At 60.8% G+C, this 17416-nt stretch carries 11 protein-coding genes and 2 pseudogenes; 12 read left to right on the forward strand and 1 reads right to left on the reverse strand.

The genetic code is table 11. The features are described 5' to 3' along the window. Positions 1 to 45 precede the first annotated feature (45 nt). The 4 genes and pseudogenes from JN524_RS06360 (at position 46) to JN524_RS06370 (ending at position 4506) form a co-directional block, all read left to right on the forward strand. Positions 46 to 441 (forward strand): YbaN family protein, encoded by a 396-nt coding sequence (locus tag JN524_RS06360; RefSeq protein ID WP_027612553.1) that lies wholly within the window; start codon positions 46 to 48, stop codon positions 439 to 441. 670 nt (positions 442 to 1111) lie between these two features. Then, positions 1112 to 2128: pseudogene (locus JN524_RS27465) on the forward strand (PDC sensor domain-containing protein); the annotation flags it as partial. A gap of 330 nt (positions 2129 to 2458) precedes the next feature. Further along, a pseudogene (locus JN524_RS27470) lies at positions 2459 to 2986 on the forward strand (methyl-accepting chemotaxis protein); the annotation flags it as partial. A gap of 173 nt (positions 2987 to 3159) precedes the next feature. After that, entirely contained in the window at positions 3160 to 4506 is a 1347-nt protein-coding gene (locus JN524_RS06370; RefSeq protein ID WP_202368845.1) for a CoA transferase, read from the forward strand. A gap of 157 nt (positions 4507 to 4663) precedes the next feature. On the opposite strand, the gene arcD (JN524_RS06375) is transcribed toward JN524_RS06370, so the two are convergent. Further along, positions 4664 to 6091: an arginine-ornithine antiporter gene (gene arcD / locus JN524_RS06375; RefSeq protein ID WP_202368846.1), complete on the reverse strand. Its 1428-nt coding sequence runs from the start codon at positions 6089 to 6091 to the stop codon at positions 4664 to 4666. A 423-nt stretch (positions 6092 to 6514) separates the two neighbouring features. On the opposite strand from arcD (JN524_RS06375), the gene arcD (JN524_RS06380) reads away from it, so the two are divergent. From arcD (JN524_RS06380) to gcvP, 8 genes are all read left to right on the forward strand, one after another. Next, entirely contained in the window at positions 6515 to 7942 is a 1428-nt protein-coding gene (gene arcD, locus JN524_RS06380) for an arginine-ornithine antiporter (protein ID WP_097085936.1), read from the forward strand. Between the two features lie 31 nt (positions 7943 to 7973). Beyond that, positions 7974 to 9230, forward strand: coding sequence for an arginine deiminase (arcA, locus tag JN524_RS06385; RefSeq protein WP_027612548.1), 1257 nt, complete (start codon positions 7974 to 7976; stop codon positions 9228 to 9230). A 69-nt stretch (positions 9231 to 9299) separates the two neighbouring features. Beyond that, positions 9300 to 10310 (forward strand): ornithine carbamoyltransferase, encoded by a 1011-nt coding sequence (locus tag JN524_RS06390; protein ID WP_003227481.1) that lies wholly within the window; start codon positions 9300 to 9302, stop codon positions 10308 to 10310. Positions 10311 to 10470: 160 nt separating this feature from the next. Continuing rightward, on the forward strand, positions 10471 to 11400 hold the full coding sequence (arcC, locus tag JN524_RS06395; RefSeq protein WP_135296418.1) for a carbamate kinase: 930 nt from the start codon (positions 10471 to 10473) through the stop codon (positions 11398 to 11400). Positions 11401 to 11462: 62 nt separating this feature from the next. Beyond that, positions 11463 to 11825 (forward strand): DUF5064 family protein, encoded by a 363-nt coding sequence (locus JN524_RS06400; protein WP_041068604.1) that lies wholly within the window; start codon positions 11463 to 11465, stop codon positions 11823 to 11825. A 266-nt stretch (positions 11826 to 12091) separates the two neighbouring features. Further along, the gene (locus tag JN524_RS06405) at positions 12092 to 13600 is read left to right on the forward strand and encodes a sigma-54-dependent transcriptional regulator (RefSeq protein WP_095137042.1); all 1509 of its coding nucleotides are present in this window, start codon (positions 12092 to 12094) and stop codon (positions 13598 to 13600) included. 444 nt (positions 13601 to 14044) lie between these two features. Next, positions 14045 to 14428 (forward strand): glycine cleavage system protein GcvH, encoded by a 384-nt coding sequence (gene gcvH / locus JN524_RS06410; protein ID WP_003227486.1) that lies wholly within the window; start codon positions 14045 to 14047, stop codon positions 14426 to 14428. Between the two features lie 11 nt (positions 14429 to 14439). Beyond that, complete coding sequence (gene gcvP, locus JN524_RS06415; RefSeq protein ID WP_442964267.1) at positions 14440 to 17292, forward strand: aminomethyl-transferring glycine dehydrogenase; 2853 nt, start codon at positions 14440 to 14442, stop codon at positions 17290 to 17292. The last annotated feature ends 124 nt before the right edge of the window (positions 17293 to 17416 follow it).

A 17416-nucleotide genomic window follows, 5' to 3' on the forward strand; every position in this document is an offset into this window, starting at 1 on the left:
CAAGTCTGTAAGATCCCCGATTCGCCTCACTGCAACCCCGAGCCCATGCCGCAACCCGCCACCTCAAAACTCGCCCGTCTGCTGTTCGGCCTGCTGGCCTACGTCAGCCTCGGCATTGGCCTGATCGCCATCGTCGTGCCCGGCCTGCCGACCACCGAGTTCATCCTGCTCGCCGCCTGGGCCGCGACTCGCAGCTCGCCGCGCCTGAGTGCCTGGCTGGAAAACCATCGGCTGTTCGGGCCGATCCTGAGCAACTGGCGCAACGGCAAGATCATCGCGCGCAAAGCCAAGGTCAGCGCCACGATCAGCATGCTGCTGTGCGCGACGTTGATGCTGGTAATGCTCGATCACGGCTGGCCGGTGTATCTGGCAATTGCCGGGATGAGTCTGGGCAATCTGTGGATATGGTCGCGCCCGGAAGCGATTCCGCCCTCCGCCTGACCGCCCGCTATTTTTGGCAAATAAGCTTTTGTGGTGAGGGGATTTAGCGAAACGTCGCACCGCCCCGATGGACTGCGCAGCAGGCCCAAAACCAGAAAACCAGTTTTAACTGACACTCTGCGGATGCCTGATTAGTGGCTGCTGCGCAGCCAATCGGGGATAAATCCCCTCACCACAAAGCCTCATCACCAGCAGTTCCTCGGCGTTCATCAGGCTGAAACTTCCCTGTAATTAATCGCCTTTTCAGCACATTCCCCTGCGCAAACGTTTAGCGCTGACCGTTCGTCGGCAAGCGCCTCATGCGCTCTCGCTGCGCGCCGATGAGCAATGCATGGCGCTGAATGGATTTGGCGAACCGGGTAGTTCATCCCGTGGCCACCTGCTCATTCATTCACGAGATCGCCCCATGTTCGACTCTCTCTCCATTCGCCTGAAAATCGTCCTGCTCTCCGGCCTGTGCCTGCTGGGTGTGGTTGCGCTGATCGTCGGCATGAACATTTACCAGACCAACCAGAACGACGATCTGGTCAGTGACTCCAGCAGCAAGATGCTCACCGCCAGTGTGCAGAACCTGTTGCAGGCCAAGGCGGCCGAACAAGCAGTGCGGGTGCAGAAGACCTTTGGCGAAAGCCTGACGGTGATCACCGCGCTGGCCGATCAGATCAAGGACATGCGCGCACTGGCCGCCAAGCGTTCGCTGGACGCCGGTGCCCTGCGTGAAGAGTTGAACCAGAGCCTGAAAACCGCGTTCGAGCGCAACGACAAGGTGCTCGGCATCTGGCTCGCCTTCGAACCCAACGGCCTCGACGGCAAGGACAGCGAGTTCGTCAACGATGCCGCGCGTCAGTCCAACGAAGCCGGGCGTTTTGCAACTTACTGGAGCCGCGCTGCCGGCTCGGCGCTGAACACGATCATGGTCGAAGAAGACATGACCAAGACCACCCTCAGCGTCAGCGGCACGCCGTACAACAGCTGGTACACCTGCCCTCGCGACAACAAGCGTACCTGCCTGCTCGACCCGTACGCCGACACCGTAGGGACCAAGGAAATGTTGATGACCACCATTTCCGTGCCGTTGATCGTCGACGGCAAGGCCATCGGCGTGGTCGGTGTCGACATCGCCCTCGATGCCCTGCAAGCGGCGGCGGTGGATTCCCAGCGCAACCTGTTCAACAACGCCGGACACATGCTGATCGTTTCGGGCAGCGGCGTGCTCGCTGCCGACAGTTCCGATGCGACCAAGGTCGGTAAAAAGATCAGCGATACCCTCGGCGCCGACGGCAAGGACCTGCTGCAACTGGTCAGCAGCGGCACGCCGAAGATTCTCGAACAGGGCGAGCTGATTCGCGCGGTGTATCCGGTCGATCCGATTGGCAACTCGCGGGCCTGGGGTGTGGTCATCGACTTGCCGAAACAGGTGCTGCTGGCCGACTCGGTCAAGCTGCAAGCGGTACTCGACGATGCGCAGGAAACCGGTGTGCTCACTGCGTTGCTGGTGGCGGTGGTGGCCGGTCTGGTCGGTCTGCTGCTGATCTGGCTCACCGCCTCGGGCGTGACCCGGCCGATCAACAGCGTCGCCGAGATGCTGAAGAACATCGCCAGCGGTGAAGGCGATCTGACCCAGCGCCTGAACTACAGCAAGAAGGATGAACTGGGCGAACTGGTGAACTGGTTCAACCGCTTCCTCGACAAGCTGCAACCGACCATCGCCCAGATCAAACAGAGCATCACCGAAGCGCGTGGCACTGCTGATCAGTCTTCGGAAATCGCCCGCCAGACCAGCGAAGGCATGCAGGTGCAGTTCCGCGAGATCGATCAGGTCGCCACCGCCTCCAACGAAATGAGCGCCACCGCCCACGACGTCGCCAACAGCGCGTCGAACGCGGCCAACGCCGCCAAGGGCGCCGACCAGTCGGCCAAGGACGGCATGTCGATCATCGAGCGCAGCACCCGCGACATCAATCAACTGGCCGATGAAGTCAGCAAAGCGGTGACCGAAGTCGAAGCACTGGCGGTCAACAGCGAGCAGATCGGTTCGGTGCTGGAAGTGATCCGCAGCATCGCCGAACAGACCAACCTGCTGGCGCTCAACGCTGCCATCGAAGCGGCCCGCGCCGGGGAAAGCGGTCGTGGTTTCGCGGTGGTGGCCGACGAGGTGCGCAACCTCGCCAAGCGCACTCAGGATTCGGTGGAAGAAATCCGCATCGTCATTGAGCGCATCCAGACCGGCACCCGTGGCGTGGTCGCGACCATGCATTCGAGCCAGACCCAGGCGCACAACAACGCCGGGCAGATCCGTCAGGCCGTGGACGCACTGGGCAAGATCAGCGATGCGGTGACGGTGATCAGCGACATGAACCTGCAGATCGCCAGCGCCGCCGAACAGCAGAGCGCCGTGGCCGAAGAGGTCAACCGCAACGTCTCGGCGATTCGTACCGTGACTGAAACCCTGACTGAACAGGCGACCGAATCGGCGGCGATCAGCAGCCAGCTCAATGCCCTGGCCAGTCAGCAGATGAAGCTGATGGATCAGTTCCGCGTTTAACGCCATAGCGCGTATCCCCTGTAGGAGTGAGCCTGCTCGCGATAGCGGTGAGTCAGTTAACAGATGCATAACTGATGCGACGCAATCGCGAGCAGGCTCACTCCTACAATTGGGTTTCATCTGATCCACACGCGTTTTGCACTATCATCGCCCTCTCTCCCGGAGGGCCTTCGATGACTGATTTACTCACGTCCATTCAAGCCGCACTCGGCTTGCCCCACACGCCGATTCCGTTCACCGCCAGTGGCGCCCTGCCCTCGGCGTTCGCCGTCAGCGACCTGGCCTGCGCGAGCATCGGCGCTGCCGGTCAGGCCGTCAGCGAACTGCTCCGGCAACAGACCGGGCACTTGCCCGCCGTGGAAGTGGATCGGCGTCTGGCCTCTTTCTGGTTTGCCACCTCGTTGCGACCGATCGGCTGGGAAATACCGCCGCTGTGGGATCCGATTGCCGGCGATTACGCAACCGAAGACGGCTGGATCCGCCTGCACACTAACGCCCCACATCACCGTGCCGCGGCTGAAAGCGTGCTCGGTGCCTGTGCCGACCGCGCCGCGATGGCGGCGAAAGTCGCGCAATGGAGCAGTACCGAGCTGGAGCAGGCGGTGGTCGAGGCCAAGGGCTGCGCCGCCGAAATGCGCAGTTGGGCGCAGTGGCAACAGCATCCGCAGGGGTTGGCAGTGAATGCCGAGCCGCTGGTGCACTTCAGCACCGATCAGGACGAAATTCTCAAACCATGGCAAGGCTCGGTGGCGCAACCGCTGGCCGGTCTCAAGGTGCTCGACCTGACCCGCGTGCTCGCCGGCCCCACCGCCAGCCGTTTTCTCGCGGGCTTCGGTGCCGACGTGCTGCGCATCGATCCGCCGAGCTGGAACGAGCCGGGCGTCATCCCTGACATGACCCTGGGCAAACGCTGTACGCGACTGGATCTGCAGCAACCGGCCGATCGTGCACTGTTCGAAAACCTGTTGAAGGACGCCGACATCCTCATACATGGCTACCGTGCCGATGCCTTGGAACACCTCGGTTTCGGCACCGAGCGCCGCCGACAACTGGCGCCGGGGCTGATCGACGTCAGTCTCAACGCCTACGGCTGGAGCGGCCCATGGCGCAACCGGCGCGGTTTCGACAGCTTGGTGCAAATGAGCAGCGGCATCGCCGAGGCCGGGCAGCGCTGGAAGCACGCGGACAAACCAACGCCGCTGCCGGTGCAGGCGCTGGACCATGCAACCGGTTATCTGATGGCGGCGAGTGCGATCCGGCTTTTGACGGAGCGTTTGAAGACTGGCCGCGGTGGCTCGGCGCGCTTGTCGCTGGCGCGTACCGCCAGGCTGTTGATCGAGCACGAACCAGGAACGAGCGAAGCGTTACGCTTCGAGGATAAACAGGATCAAGACTCGCGAGTGGAGCAGACCCCGTGGGGGCCGGCGCACCGCTTGCTGGCGCCGGTGCAGATCAGCGGAACGCCACTGCAGTGGGCGTTGCCGGCCACCGAACTGGGTTCACATCGCCCGTTGTGGTGAAACCATGGAGACCTCTTCGCTGGCAAGCCAGCCCCCACAGGTTCAGAGGTGTTCACACACTCTGTGCTCGACACGAACACTGTGGGAGCTGGCTTGCCAGCGATGTGGCAACAACTGACAACACATAATCCGGATCACCGAAAGGCGAGCGTCAACCTCACAACGACAACACCCCGCTGTACAAACCATACGCCGCCAGCCCTGCGCCGATCAGCACGCAGGCGAAAATACCTTTCTCGACAGGGGTGAACAGCGGCTCGCCCTGCTCATGCTTGGCCTTGGCGAACAGGACCACCCCCGGCGCATACAGCAACGCCGACAGCAGCAGGTATTTCACCCCGCCGGCATACAACAACCACACCGCGTAGCACAGGGCGATGCCGCCGATCAGCAGATCCTTGGTGCGTTCGGCCGAGGCATGTTCGTAGGTTTCGCCACGTCCGCTGAGCAACACCGCGTACGCCGCCGACCACAGGTACGGCACCAGAATCATCGACGAGGCGAGGTAGATCAGGCTGGTGTAGGTACCGGCGGAAAACAGCGTGATCAGCAGAAAAATCTGGATCATCACGTTGGTCAGCCACAGCGCATTGACCGGCACATGGTTGGCATTTTCCTTTTTCAGGAACGCCGGCATGGTCTTGTCCCGGGCCGTGGCAAACAGGATTTCCGCGCAGAGCAGCGCCCACGACAACAACGCGCCGAGCAAGGAAACCGCCAGACCGAGGCTGATCAGCAACGCGCCCCATGGCCCGACGATGTGTTCCAGCACCGCCGCCAGCGAAGGGTTCTGCAACTTGGCCAGTTCGGGCTGGCTCATGATCCCCAGCGACAGCACGTTGACCAGCACCAACAGCGCCAGCACGCCGAGAAAACCGATCACCGTGGCGCGGCCGACGTCGGTACGTTTCTCCGCCCGCGCCGAATACACGCTGGCACCCTCGATGCCGATGAACACGAACACCGTCACCAGCATCATGTTGCGCACCTGATCCATCACCCCGCCGAAGCTCGGGTTGCTGCGCCCCCAGATGTCGCGGGTGAAGATGTCGGCCTTGAACGCCACTGCCGCAATGACGATGAACATGATCAGCGGCACGATCTTGGCGACCGTGGTCACCTGATTGATGAACGCCGCCTCCTTGATCCCGCGCATCACCAGAAAATGCACCGCCCACAACAGCACCGACGCGCAGCCGATGGCGATCGGCGTATTGCCCTGACCGAATACCGGGAAGAAGTAACCGAGGGTGCTGAACAACAGTACGAAATAACCGACGTTGCCCAGCCACGCGCTGATCCAGTAACCCCAGGCCGAGGAAAACCCCATGTAGTCACCAAACCCGGCCTTGGCGTAGGCGTAGACCCCGGAGTCCAGTTCGGGCTTGCGATTGGCCAGGGTCTGGAACACGAACGCCAGGGTCAACATGCCGATGGCGGTAATCCCCCAGCCGATCAGGATCGCCCCGGCATCGGCGCGGGCCGCCATGTTCTGCGGCAGGGAAAAAATCCCCCCGCCAATCATTGAACCCACCACCAGGGCGATCAACGCACCCAGTCGCAGCTTTTGCGTCGGTTGCGACATTCTTGTCTCCCTTCATTCATTTGTAACAACTATTAACTAAACGCCTGATACCAGATGACGTTTATCAGGTAATGCCGACTAACACCCGTTTATATATAGCGACTGACGCTAACGCCTAGCACGCTAAGACAGTTTTGTGCGCGAATCCTAATAAATCAATTCTGTACTGAAAACAGATGCCCAAAATTTGCCAAAAGCTGAAAAGGAACTAGCGTGATAACTCTAAAGTAATAAGACCAATTCCCAACCACATCAGGCAAAAGCCTCTAGGACGGGCTTTCCAAGCGATAGCGTTATGCCTCCAGTTGTTTCTTAAGTCATTCATTAACAATGGAATGTGGCCATGCACTGATCTATGTCAGCTGATTGAACAGACAACAGATCTACGCTGTGAACTCTTCTCTCCTGCAATGGAGTCATGCAATGTCTGAAGCTCCCGGAAAACTACGACTAGGTGCACTGGTTGCCTTGGTAGTCGGCTCAATGATTGGTGGCGGGATATTCTCTTTGCCACAAAACATGGCCGCCAGCGCCGACGTCGGCGCGGTACTGATTGGCTGGGCCATCACCGCTGTCGGCATGCTCACCCTCGCTTTTGTCTTTCAAACCCTCGCCAATCGCAAGCCTGACCTGGACGGCGGTGTCTACGCCTACGCCAAGGCCGGATTCGGCGATTACATGGGTTTCTCGTCCGCCTGGGGTTACTGGATCAGTGCCTGGCTGGGCAACGTGGGTTACTTTGTTCTGTTGTTCAGCACCCTCGGGTATTTCTTTCCGATTTTCGGCGAAGGCAACACGGTGGCCGCCGTCATCGGCGCCTCGGTGCTGCTGTGGGCCGTGCACTTTCTGGTGCTGCGCGGGATCAAGGAAGCGGCGTTCATCAACCTGGTGACCACCGTCGCCAAAGTCGTGCCGCTGCTGCTGTTCGTATTGATCGCGATCTTCGCCTTCAAACTGGACATCTTCACCGCTGACATCTGGGGCGTGAAAAACCCGGATCTGGGCAGCGTGATGAACCAGGTGCGCAACATGATGCTGGTCACCGTGTGGGTGTTCATCGGCATTGAAGGCGCGAGCATCTTCTCGGCGCGGGCGGAAAAACGCTCGGACGTCGGCAAGGCCACCGTCATCGGTTTCATCACCGTGCTGCTGTTCCTGGTGCTGGTCAACGTGCTGTCGCTGGGCATCATGACCCAGCCGGAACTGGCCAAACTGCAGAACCCGTCGATGGCCGCCGTGCTTGAGCACGTGGTCGGTCATTGGGGCGCGGTGCTGATCAGCGTCGGTCTGATCATCTCGCTGCTGGGCGCGCTGCTGTCGTGGGTGCTGCTGTGTGCGGAGATCATGTTCGCCGCCGCCAAAGACCACACCATGCCCGAGTTTCTGCGCAAGGAGAACGCCAACCACGTACCGGTCAACGCCCTGTGGCTGACCAACGCGATGGTCCAGCTGTTCCTGATCATCACCCTGTTCTCGGCCAGCACTTACCTGTCGCTGATCTACCTCGCCACCTCAATGATTCTGGTGCCGTACCTGTGGTCGGCGGCCTATGCCCTGCTGCTGGCGGTACGCGGCGAAAGCTACGAAGGCTTCGCGGCCGAACGACGCAAGGATCTGATTATCGGCGGCATCGCGCTGATCTACGCGGTGTGGCTGCTGTATGCCGGCGGGGTCAAGTATCTGCTGCTCTCGGCCCTGCTCTACGCACCCGGCGCGATCCTGTTCGCCAAGGCCAAGCTGGAACTCAAACAACCGATTTTCACTAACGTCGAGAAGCTGATTTTCGCCGCAGTGGTCGTGGGTGCCCTGGTGGCTGCCTACGGTCTCTACGACGGCTTCCTGACCTTGTAACCCTTGATTTGTAATCTGGAGGATCACTGCAATGACCACGGAAAAAGTTAAGTACGGCGTCCACTCCGAAGCCGGCAAACTGCGCAAAGTCATGGTTTGCTCCCCAGGTCTGGCCCATCAGCGCCTGACCCCGAACAACTGCGATGAACTGCTGTTCGACGACGTGCTCTGGGTCGCCCAGGCCAAGCGCGACCACTTCGACTTCGTGACCAAGATGCGTGAACGCGGGATCGACGTGCTGGAAATGCACAACCTGCTGACCGACATCGTCGCCATCCCGGAAGCGCTGGACTGGATTCTCGAGCGCAAGGTCACCGCCGACTCGGTGGGCCTGGGTCTGATCAGCGAAGTGAAATCCTGGCTGAAAAGCCTTGAACCGCGACACATCGCCGAATACCTGATTGGCGGCGTATCCGCAGATGATCTGCCGGACAGCTTCGGTGGCAAGACCATCCAGATGTTCCGCGACTTCCTCGGCCACTCCAGCTTCATCCTGCCGCCGCTGCCCAACACTCAGTTCACCCGTGACACCACTTGCTGGATCTACGGTGGCGTGACGCTGAACCCGATGTACTGGCCGGCGCGTCGCCAGGAAACCCTGCTGACCACCGCCATCTACAAATTCCACCCACAGTTCACCAATGCCGATTTCGAAATCTGGTACGGCGATCCGGACAAGGATCACGGCAGCTCGACCCTCGAAGGCGGCGACGTGATGCCAATCGGCAACGGCGTGGTGTTGATCGGCATGGGCGAACGCTCGTCGCGTCAGGCGATCGGCCAACTGGCACTGAACCTGTTCAAGAACAAAGCCGTGGAAAAAGTCATCGTCGCCGGCTTGCCGAAGTCCCGCGCCGCGATGCACCTGGACACCGTGTTCAGTTTCTGCGACCGCGACCTGGTGACGATTTTCCCGGAAGTGGTCAACCAGATCGTCGCTTTCACCCTGCGCCCTGACGAAAGCAAACAGGGCGGCATCGACATTCGCCGCGAAGAAGGCAGCTTCCTCGACACTGTTGCCGCTGCGCTAAACCTGCCGAAGCTGCGCGTGGTGGAAACCGGCGGCAACAGCTTCGCCGCCGAACGCGAGCAATGGGACGACGGCAACAACGTGGTGGCCGTGGAACCGGGCGTGGTCATCGGCTACGACCGCAACACCTACACCAACACCCTGCTGCGCAAGGCGGGCGTGGAGGTCATCACCATCAGCGCCGGCGAACTCGGTCGTGGTCGCGGCGGCGGCCACTGCATGACCTGCCCGATCATCCGCGACCCAATCGATTACTAAACCTCTGAGCCTTGGCCGCGACTTACAAAGCGTGGCCAGGGGGATAACCGACACCGAAGGAGATCCATCATGGCTTTTAACATCCACAACCGTAACCTGCTCAGCCTGGAACACCACACCCCACGCGAGCTGCGTTACCTGCTCGACCTGTCCCGCGATCTGAAACGCGCCAAGTACACCGGCACCGAGCAGCAACACCTCAAGGGCAACAACATCGCCCTGATCTTCGAAAAAACCTCGACCCGCACCCGTTGCGCGTTCGAAGTGGCGGCGTACGACCAAGGCGCCAACGTCACCTACATCGACCCGAACTCGTCGCAGATCGGTCACAAGGAAAGCATGAAAGACACGGCCCGCGTGCTGGGTCGCATGTACGACGCCATCGAGTACCGTGGCTTCAAACAGGAAATCGTCGAAGAGCTGGCGAAGTTCGCCGGGGTGCCGGTGTTCAACGGCCTGACCGATGAATATCACCCAACGCAAATGATCGCCGACGTGCTGACCATGCGGGAACATGCCGACAAGCCGATCCACGAAATCAGCTATGCCTACCTCGGCGATGCGCGCAACAACATGGGCAACTCGTTGCTGCTGGTCGGCGCCAAGCTCGGCATGGACGTGCGCATCTGCGCGCCGAAAGCCCTGTGGCCGCATGACGATCTGGTCGATCGCTGCAAGAAATACGCGGAAGAATCCGGCGCACGCATCACCCTGACCGAAGACCCGAAAGCCGCAGTCAAAGGCGTCGATTTCATCCACACCGACGTCTGGGTGTCGATGGGCGAGCCGGTTGAGGCATGGGCCGAACGTATCCAGCAACTGCTGCCGTACCAGGTCAACAAAGAGCTGATGAAAGCCACCGGCAACCCGCGCACCAAGTTCATGCACTGCCTGCCGGCGTTCCACAACAGCGATACCAAGGTCGGCAAACAGATCGCCGAGCAGTATCCGCACCTGGCCAACGGCATTGAAGTGACCGACGACGTGTTCGAGTCGCCCGCCTGCATCGCCTTCGAGCAAGCGGAAAACCGCATGCACACGATCAAGGCGATTCTGGTCTCGACCCTGGCTGATCTGTAACAGCTGATCGGGATTTCCTGATCAACCACTGACCTGTAGGAGCTGCCGAAGGCTGCGATCTTTTGATTTTGTTTTTCAAGATCAAGATCAAGATCAAGATCAACAGATCGCAGCCTTCGGCAGCTCCTACAGGGTCATCGAATTCTTAAAGGATTGCATTATGCGTATCGTCGTAGCTCTGGGCGGTAACGCCCTGCTCCGTCGTGGCGAGCCGATGACCGCTGACAACCAGCGCGCCAATATCCGCATCGCCACCGAGCAAATCGCCAAGATCCATCCAGGCAACCAACTGGTCATCGCCCACGGTAATGGCCCGCAAGTCGGCCTGCTGTCGCTGCAAGCGGCGGCCTACACCTCCGTCACCCCTTACCCGCTGGACGTGCTCGGTGCCGAAACCGAAGGCATGATCGGCTACATCATCGAACAGGAACTGGGCAACCTGCTGGACTTCGAAGTGCCGTTCGCCACGCTGCTGACCCAGGTTGAAGTCGACGCCAAGGACCCGGCCTTCCAGAACCCGAGCAAACCGATCGGCCCGGTCTACGACAAGGCTGAAGCGGAAAAACTCGCTGCTGAAAAAGGCTGGGCCATCGCTCCGGACGGCGACAAGTTCCGCCGTGTGGTGGCCAGTCCACGGCCGAAACGCATCTTCGAGATCCGCCCGATCAAGTGGCTGCTGGACAAGGGCAGCATCGTGATTTGTGCGGGTGGCGGCGGCATTCCAACCATGTACGACGAGCACCGCAACCTCAAGGGCATCGAGGCGGTGATCGACAAAGACCTGTGCTCGTCGCTGCTCGCCGAGCAACTGGAGGCCGATTTGCTGGTGATCGCCACCGACGTCAATGCGGCGTTCATCGACTACGGCAAGCCGTCGCAGAAAGCCATCGCCGAAGCGCATCCGGATGAACTGGAGCGCCTCGGTTTCGCCGCCGGCTCCATGGGGCCGAAGGTGCAGGCAGCCTGCGAATTCGCGCGCCATACTGGCAAGGTCGCGGTGATCGGTTCGCTCGCGGACATCGAAGCGATCGTCCAGGGCACTGCCGGCACACGCGTCAGCACGGCGAAGCCGGGCATCAGCTATCGATAATTAGAAACTCAAGGGCAGGCCCAGGGTCTGCCCTTCTCCCATGCCTTGATCAGGAGAAACCCATGGCCATATTCAACCCCGGTCATTTGCACATCGAGCGACATGCGTTGACGCCAGATGACGTCAGTTACGACCTGTGCCTCGACTATGAAGTGTTCACCGATCCGCAAAAAGGCAAAGGGATACAGTTCACCCTGCACGGCAATATGCAGGGCAAGGACATGAAGGAAGCGTTTTTCCTGCCCAAGGAAGAGGCTTACAACTTCGCCCGCGACGTGACCCGGATTGCCGAGAAATACGGGATTCCAAAGGCTCACAGCCAGATCGGTTCGGTGCACAAACATTACGATCTGATGTTTGAGGACATCCGGCAGAAGTTGAATATGCAATCCGGAGATCCGGTCAATCCCGAGCATTTCGAGTAACCCCAAAAGCCCCCTCACCCTAACCCTCTCCCGGAGGGAGAGGGGACTGACCGAGTTGCTCGCTCAAGGTACACCGACCTGAAACAGCGAGCCGAACTCAAGTTTTGAAAAGCCCCCAATCTGCTCCCTTTCCCCCTCGCCCCTCTGGGGAGAGGGCTGGGGTGAGGGGTAGATCTCCAGCACGACAACAATCTCAAGATTTCACCCCAGTCCCCCATCAAGGCATACTTGCCACCCTCCGCACCTCAGATCACTGAACCGCCCCCATGCGTATCCACGTCAGCTTCATCGACCGCGTCGGCATCACCCAGGAAGTCCTGGCTATCCTCGGTGGGCGCAATCTCAATCTGGATGCGGTGGAGATGATCCCGCCCAACGTCTACATCGATGCACCGACCTTGAGCCCGCAAGTGCTCGAAGAACTCAAAGATGCGTTGTTCCGGGTGCGCGGCGTGGAGGCCGTGGTGGTGGTCGACATCCTCCCTGGTCAGCGCCGGCACCTGCAGCTCGATGCGTTGCTCGCGGCGATGACCGATCCGGTACTCGCCCTCGATAGCGCCGGCAAGGTGCTGCTGGCCAACCCGGCACTGATCGCGCTGTACGGGCGTGAACCGGCGGGGGAAAGTGTCTCGGAACTGTTCAACGATCCCGGTCTGCTGGAAACCCTGCTCGAACAAGGCTTCCGCCTGCCGCTGCGTGAGATCACCGTCAATGGCCAGACCCTGCTGCTCGACGCCACACCGATCACCGACGCCGGCGCGCTGCTGACCCTTTATCAGCCGAACCGCATCGGTGAACAGCTCTCGGCATTGCACCATGACCACGCCGAAGGCTTCGATGCGCTGCTCGGCGAATCCCCGGCGATCCGCACGCTGAAGGCCCGCGCGCAACGAGTCGCAGCGCTTGATGCGCCGCTGCTGATTCAAGGCGAAACCGGCACCGGCAAAGAACTGGTGGCCCGCGCCTGTCACGCGATCAGTGCGCGACACAGTGCGCCGTTTCTCGCCTTGAACTGCGCGGCCCTGCCGGAGAACCTCGCCGAGAGCGAACTGTTCGGCTACGCCCCCGGCGCCTTCACCGGCGCGGCGCGTGGCGGCAAACCGGGGCTGATGGAACTGGCCAACCAGGGCACGGTGTTTCTCGACGAGATTGGCGAGATGTCGCCGTACTTGCAGGCCAAACTGCTGCGCTTTCTGAATGACGGCAGCTTCCGCCGGGTGGGCGGTGATCGCGAGGTGAAGGTCAACGTGCGGATCCTCAGCGCGACCCACCGCGACCTGGAAAAAATGGTCAGCGAAGGTCTGTTCCGCGAAGACCTGTTCTACCGCCTCAACGTGCTCAACGTTGAAGTGCCGCCGCTGCGTGAGCGAGGTCAGGACATTCTGTTGCTGGCGCGTTACTTCATGCAGCAGGCGTGTGCGCAGATTCAGCGCCCGGTCTGTCGCCTTGCGCCCGGTACCTATCCAGCGCTGCTCGGCAACCGCTGGCCGGGCAACGTGCGGCAACTGCAGAACGTGATCTTTCGCGCGGCGGCGATCTGCGAAAGCAGCCTGGTCGATATTGGTGATCTCGACATCGCCGGCACCTCGGTGGCGCGTCAGACCGACAGCGACGTCGACAGCCTTGAACAAGCCGTCGAGTCCTTCGAAAAATCGCTGCTGGAAAAACTCTACGTCAGCTATCCCTCGACCCGCCAACTGGCCAGCCGCCTGCAGACTTCGCACACCGCAATCGCCCATCGCCTGCGCAAATACGGCATCCCCAACAAACCCTGAACCACCACAAAATCCCCCGTAGGAGCTGCCGCAGGCTGCGATCTTTTGATCTTGATCTTGATCTTAAAAAACAAAATCAAAAGATCGCAGCCTGCGGCAGCTCCTACAGTTGAGCAACAACGTTCAAGATTTGCATTTCAGCAGTAAAAACCGACCTCCATCTGTACTGAAAGCGCTACAGCGGAACGATATCGCTACACCCGCCGCCAATCACCGCTGTGCAAGGCTTTGATCCGCATCAGCTTTTTTCCCCGCCCCAAGCTGTAGCGATTTCGCTACAGCCATTCAATTCCGATCACTTTTGAAAACATATAACTATCTGATTTATATAGATAAATCCAAGATGGCCGCGTTCTTGCTTAGTAACCGCTCATAAAATCAGGGCTTTGTGCCCAAGCCTTCCACCGCGTCCACCAGACGAGTCTGGCCCCCTTAGGAGTTTCCATGAGCGAGTTGCGTTTTACTGAAGATCACGAATGGCTGCGCACCGAAGCTGACGGCAGCGTTACTGTCGGCATCACCGCATTCGCGCAGAACGCTTTGGGCGACGTGGTGTTCGTGCAACTGCCTGAGCTGCAGGCTTACGAAAAAGGCGCTGAAGCCGCCACCGTGGAATCGGTGAAAGCCGCCAGCGGCGTGTACATGCCGCTCGATGGTGAAGTCGTGGAAGTGAACCCGGCACTGGACGGCAGCCCCGAACTGGTCAACGAAGATCCGCTGGGCGAAGGCTGGTTCTTCCGCTTCCAGCCAAGCGATGCCTCGGCTGTAGCGAAACTGCTCGATCAAGACGCCTACGACCGCCTGATCAAAGCCCAAGCCGAAGCCTGAGGAGTAACGACATGACCCAAGTAAACCTCGGCACTGCCAACGAATTCATCGCCCGTCACATCGGCCCGCGCGCCGGTGACGAGCAAGCCATGCTCAACAGCCTCGGCTTCGACTCGCTCGAAGCGCTGAGCGCCAGCGTCATCCCGGAAAGCATCAAGGGCACCAGCGTGCTCGGCCTGGACGACGGCCTGAGCGAAGCCGATGCCCTGGCGATGATCAAATCGATCGCCGGCAAAAACCAACTGTTCAAGACTTACATCGGCCAGGGCTACTACAACTGCCACACGCCGTCGCCGATCCTGCGCAACCTGCTGGAAAACCCGGCCTGGTACACCGCTTACACCCCGTACCAGCCGGAAATTTCCCAGGGCCGTCTCGAAGCGCTGCTGAATTTCCAGACCCTGATCAGCGACCTCACCGGCCTGCCGATCGCCAACGCTTCCCTGCTCGACGAAGCCACCGCCGCTGCCGAAGCCATGACCTTCTGCAAGCGCCTGAGCAAGAACAAGGGCAGCCACCAGTTCTTCGCCTCGATCCACAGCCACCCGCAAACCCTCGACGTGCTGCGCACCCGTGCCGAGCCGCTGGGCATCGAAGTGGTGGTCGGCGATGAGCGTGAACTGAGTGACGTCACGCCATTCTTCGGCGCGCTGCTGCAATACCCGGCGAGCAACGGTGACCTGTTCGACTACCGCGAACTGACCGAGCGCTTCCACGCCGCCAACGCGCTGGTGGCGGTCGCTGCCGACCTGCTGGCCCTGACTTTGCTGACCGCTCCGGGCGAGTTCGGCGCCGACGTCGCCATCGGTTCCGCGCAACGCTTCGGCGTGCCGCTGGGCTTCGGTGGCCCGCACGCGGCTTACTTCTCCACCAAGGATGCGTTCAAGCGTGACATGCCGGGCCGCCTGGTCGGTGTTTCGGTTGACCGTTTCGGCAAGCCGGCCCTGCGTCTGGCGATGCAGACCCGCGAGCAACACATCCGCCGCGAGAAGGCCACCTCGAACATCTGCACCGCGCAAGTGCTGCTGGCCAACATCGCCAGCATGTACGCCGTGTACCACGGTCCGAAAGGCCTGACCCAGATCGCCAACCGCGTGCATCACCTGACCGCGATTCTGGCCAAGGGCCTGAGCGCACTGGGCGCTAAAGTCGAGCAGACAAGCTTCTTCGACACCCTGACCGTAGCCACCGGCGCACACACCGCCGCGCTGCACGACAAGGCGCATGCCGCGCAGATCAACCTGCGAGTCATCGATGCCGAGCGTCTGGGCCTGTCGGTGGACGAAACCACCACCCAGGCTGACATCGAAACCCTATGGGGGCTGTTCGCCGACGGCAAGACCCTGCCGGACTTCGCTGCGCTGGCCGCGTCGGTGCAAAGCACCATCCCGGCGGCGCTGGTACGTCAGTCGCCGATCCTCAGCCACCCGGTGTTCAACCGTTATCACTCGGAAACCGAGCTGATGCGCTACCTGCGCAAACTGGCGGACAAGGACCTGGCACTGGATCGCACGATGATCCCGTTGGGCTCGTGCACCATGAAACTCAACGCCGCGAGCGAAATGATCCCGGTGACCTGGGCCGAATTCGGCGCCCTGCACCCGTTCGCTCCGGCTGCGCAGAGCGCCGGCTACCAGCAACTGACCGACGAACTGGAAGCGATGCTCTGCGCCGCCACCGGTTACGACGCGATCTCGCTGCAACCCAACGCCGGTTCGCAAGGTGAGTACGCAGGCCTCCTGGCGATTCGCGCGTACCACCAGAGCCGTGGCGACGAGCGCCGCGACATCTGCCTGATCCCGTCGTCGGCCCACGGCACCAACCCGGCCACCGCCAACATGGCTGGCATGCGCGTGGTGGTGACCGCGTGCGATGCGCGCGGCAACGTCGATATCGAAGACCTGCGCGCCAAAGCCATCGAGCACCGCGAACACCTCGCCGCGCTGATGATCACCTACCCGTCGACCCACGGCGTGTTCGAGGAAGGTATCCGCGAAATCTGCGGCATCATTCACGACAACGGCGGCCAGGTGTACATCGACGGCGCCAACATGAACGCGATGGTCGGCCTCTGCGCACCGGGCAAGTTCGGCGGCGATGTCAGCCACCTGAATCTGCACAAAACCTTCTGCATTCCGCACGGCGGTGGCGGCCCGGGCGTCGGCCCGATCGGCGTCAAGTCGCACCTGACCCCGTTCCTGCCGGGTCACGGCCAGATGCAACGCAAGGAAGGTGCGGTCTGCGCAGCACCGTTCGGCAGCGCGAGCATTCTGCCGATCACCTGGATGTACATTCGCATGATGGGCGGCGCCGGTCTGAAGCGTGCTTCGCAACTGGCGATCCTCAATGCCAACTACATTTCCCGTCGCCTCGAAGAGCACTATCCAGTGCTGTACACCGGCAGCAACGGGCTGGTGGCGCACGAATGCATCCTCGACCTGCGTCCACTGAAAGACAGCAGCGGCATCAGCGTCGATGACGTTGCCAAGCGCTTGATCGATTTCGGCTTCCACGCCCCGACCATGTCGTTCCCGGTCGCCGGTACGCTGATGATCGAGCCGACCGAAAGTGAATCCAAGGAAGAACTGGACCGCTTCTGCGACGCCATGATCCGCATCCGCGAAGAAATCCGCGCGGTGGAAAACGGCACGCTGGACAAGGACGACAACCCGCTGAAAAACGCTCCACACACAGCGGCGGAGCTGGTCGGCGAGTGGACCCACCCGTACAGCCGCGAGCAGGCCGTTTATCCGGTAGCGTCGTTGATCGAAGGCAAATACTGGCCGCCGGTCGGTCGTGTCGACAACGTGTTCGGTGACCGCAACCTGGTCTGCGCCTGCCCGTCGATCGAAAGCTACGCTTAACCGAAGGAGGGGCAGTTTTACCTGCCCCGCTCCTTCCCTGTAGGAGCTGCCGAAGGCTGCGATCTTTTGATCTTGCTGTTAAAAAATCAAGATCAAAAGATCGCAGCCTTCGGCAGCTCCTACA

Origin of the sequence: Pseudomonas sp. MWU318, assembly GCF_016756945.1 — a bacterium.
GTDB lineage: Bacteria > Pseudomonadota > Gammaproteobacteria > Pseudomonadales > Pseudomonadaceae > Aquipseudomonas > Aquipseudomonas putida_A.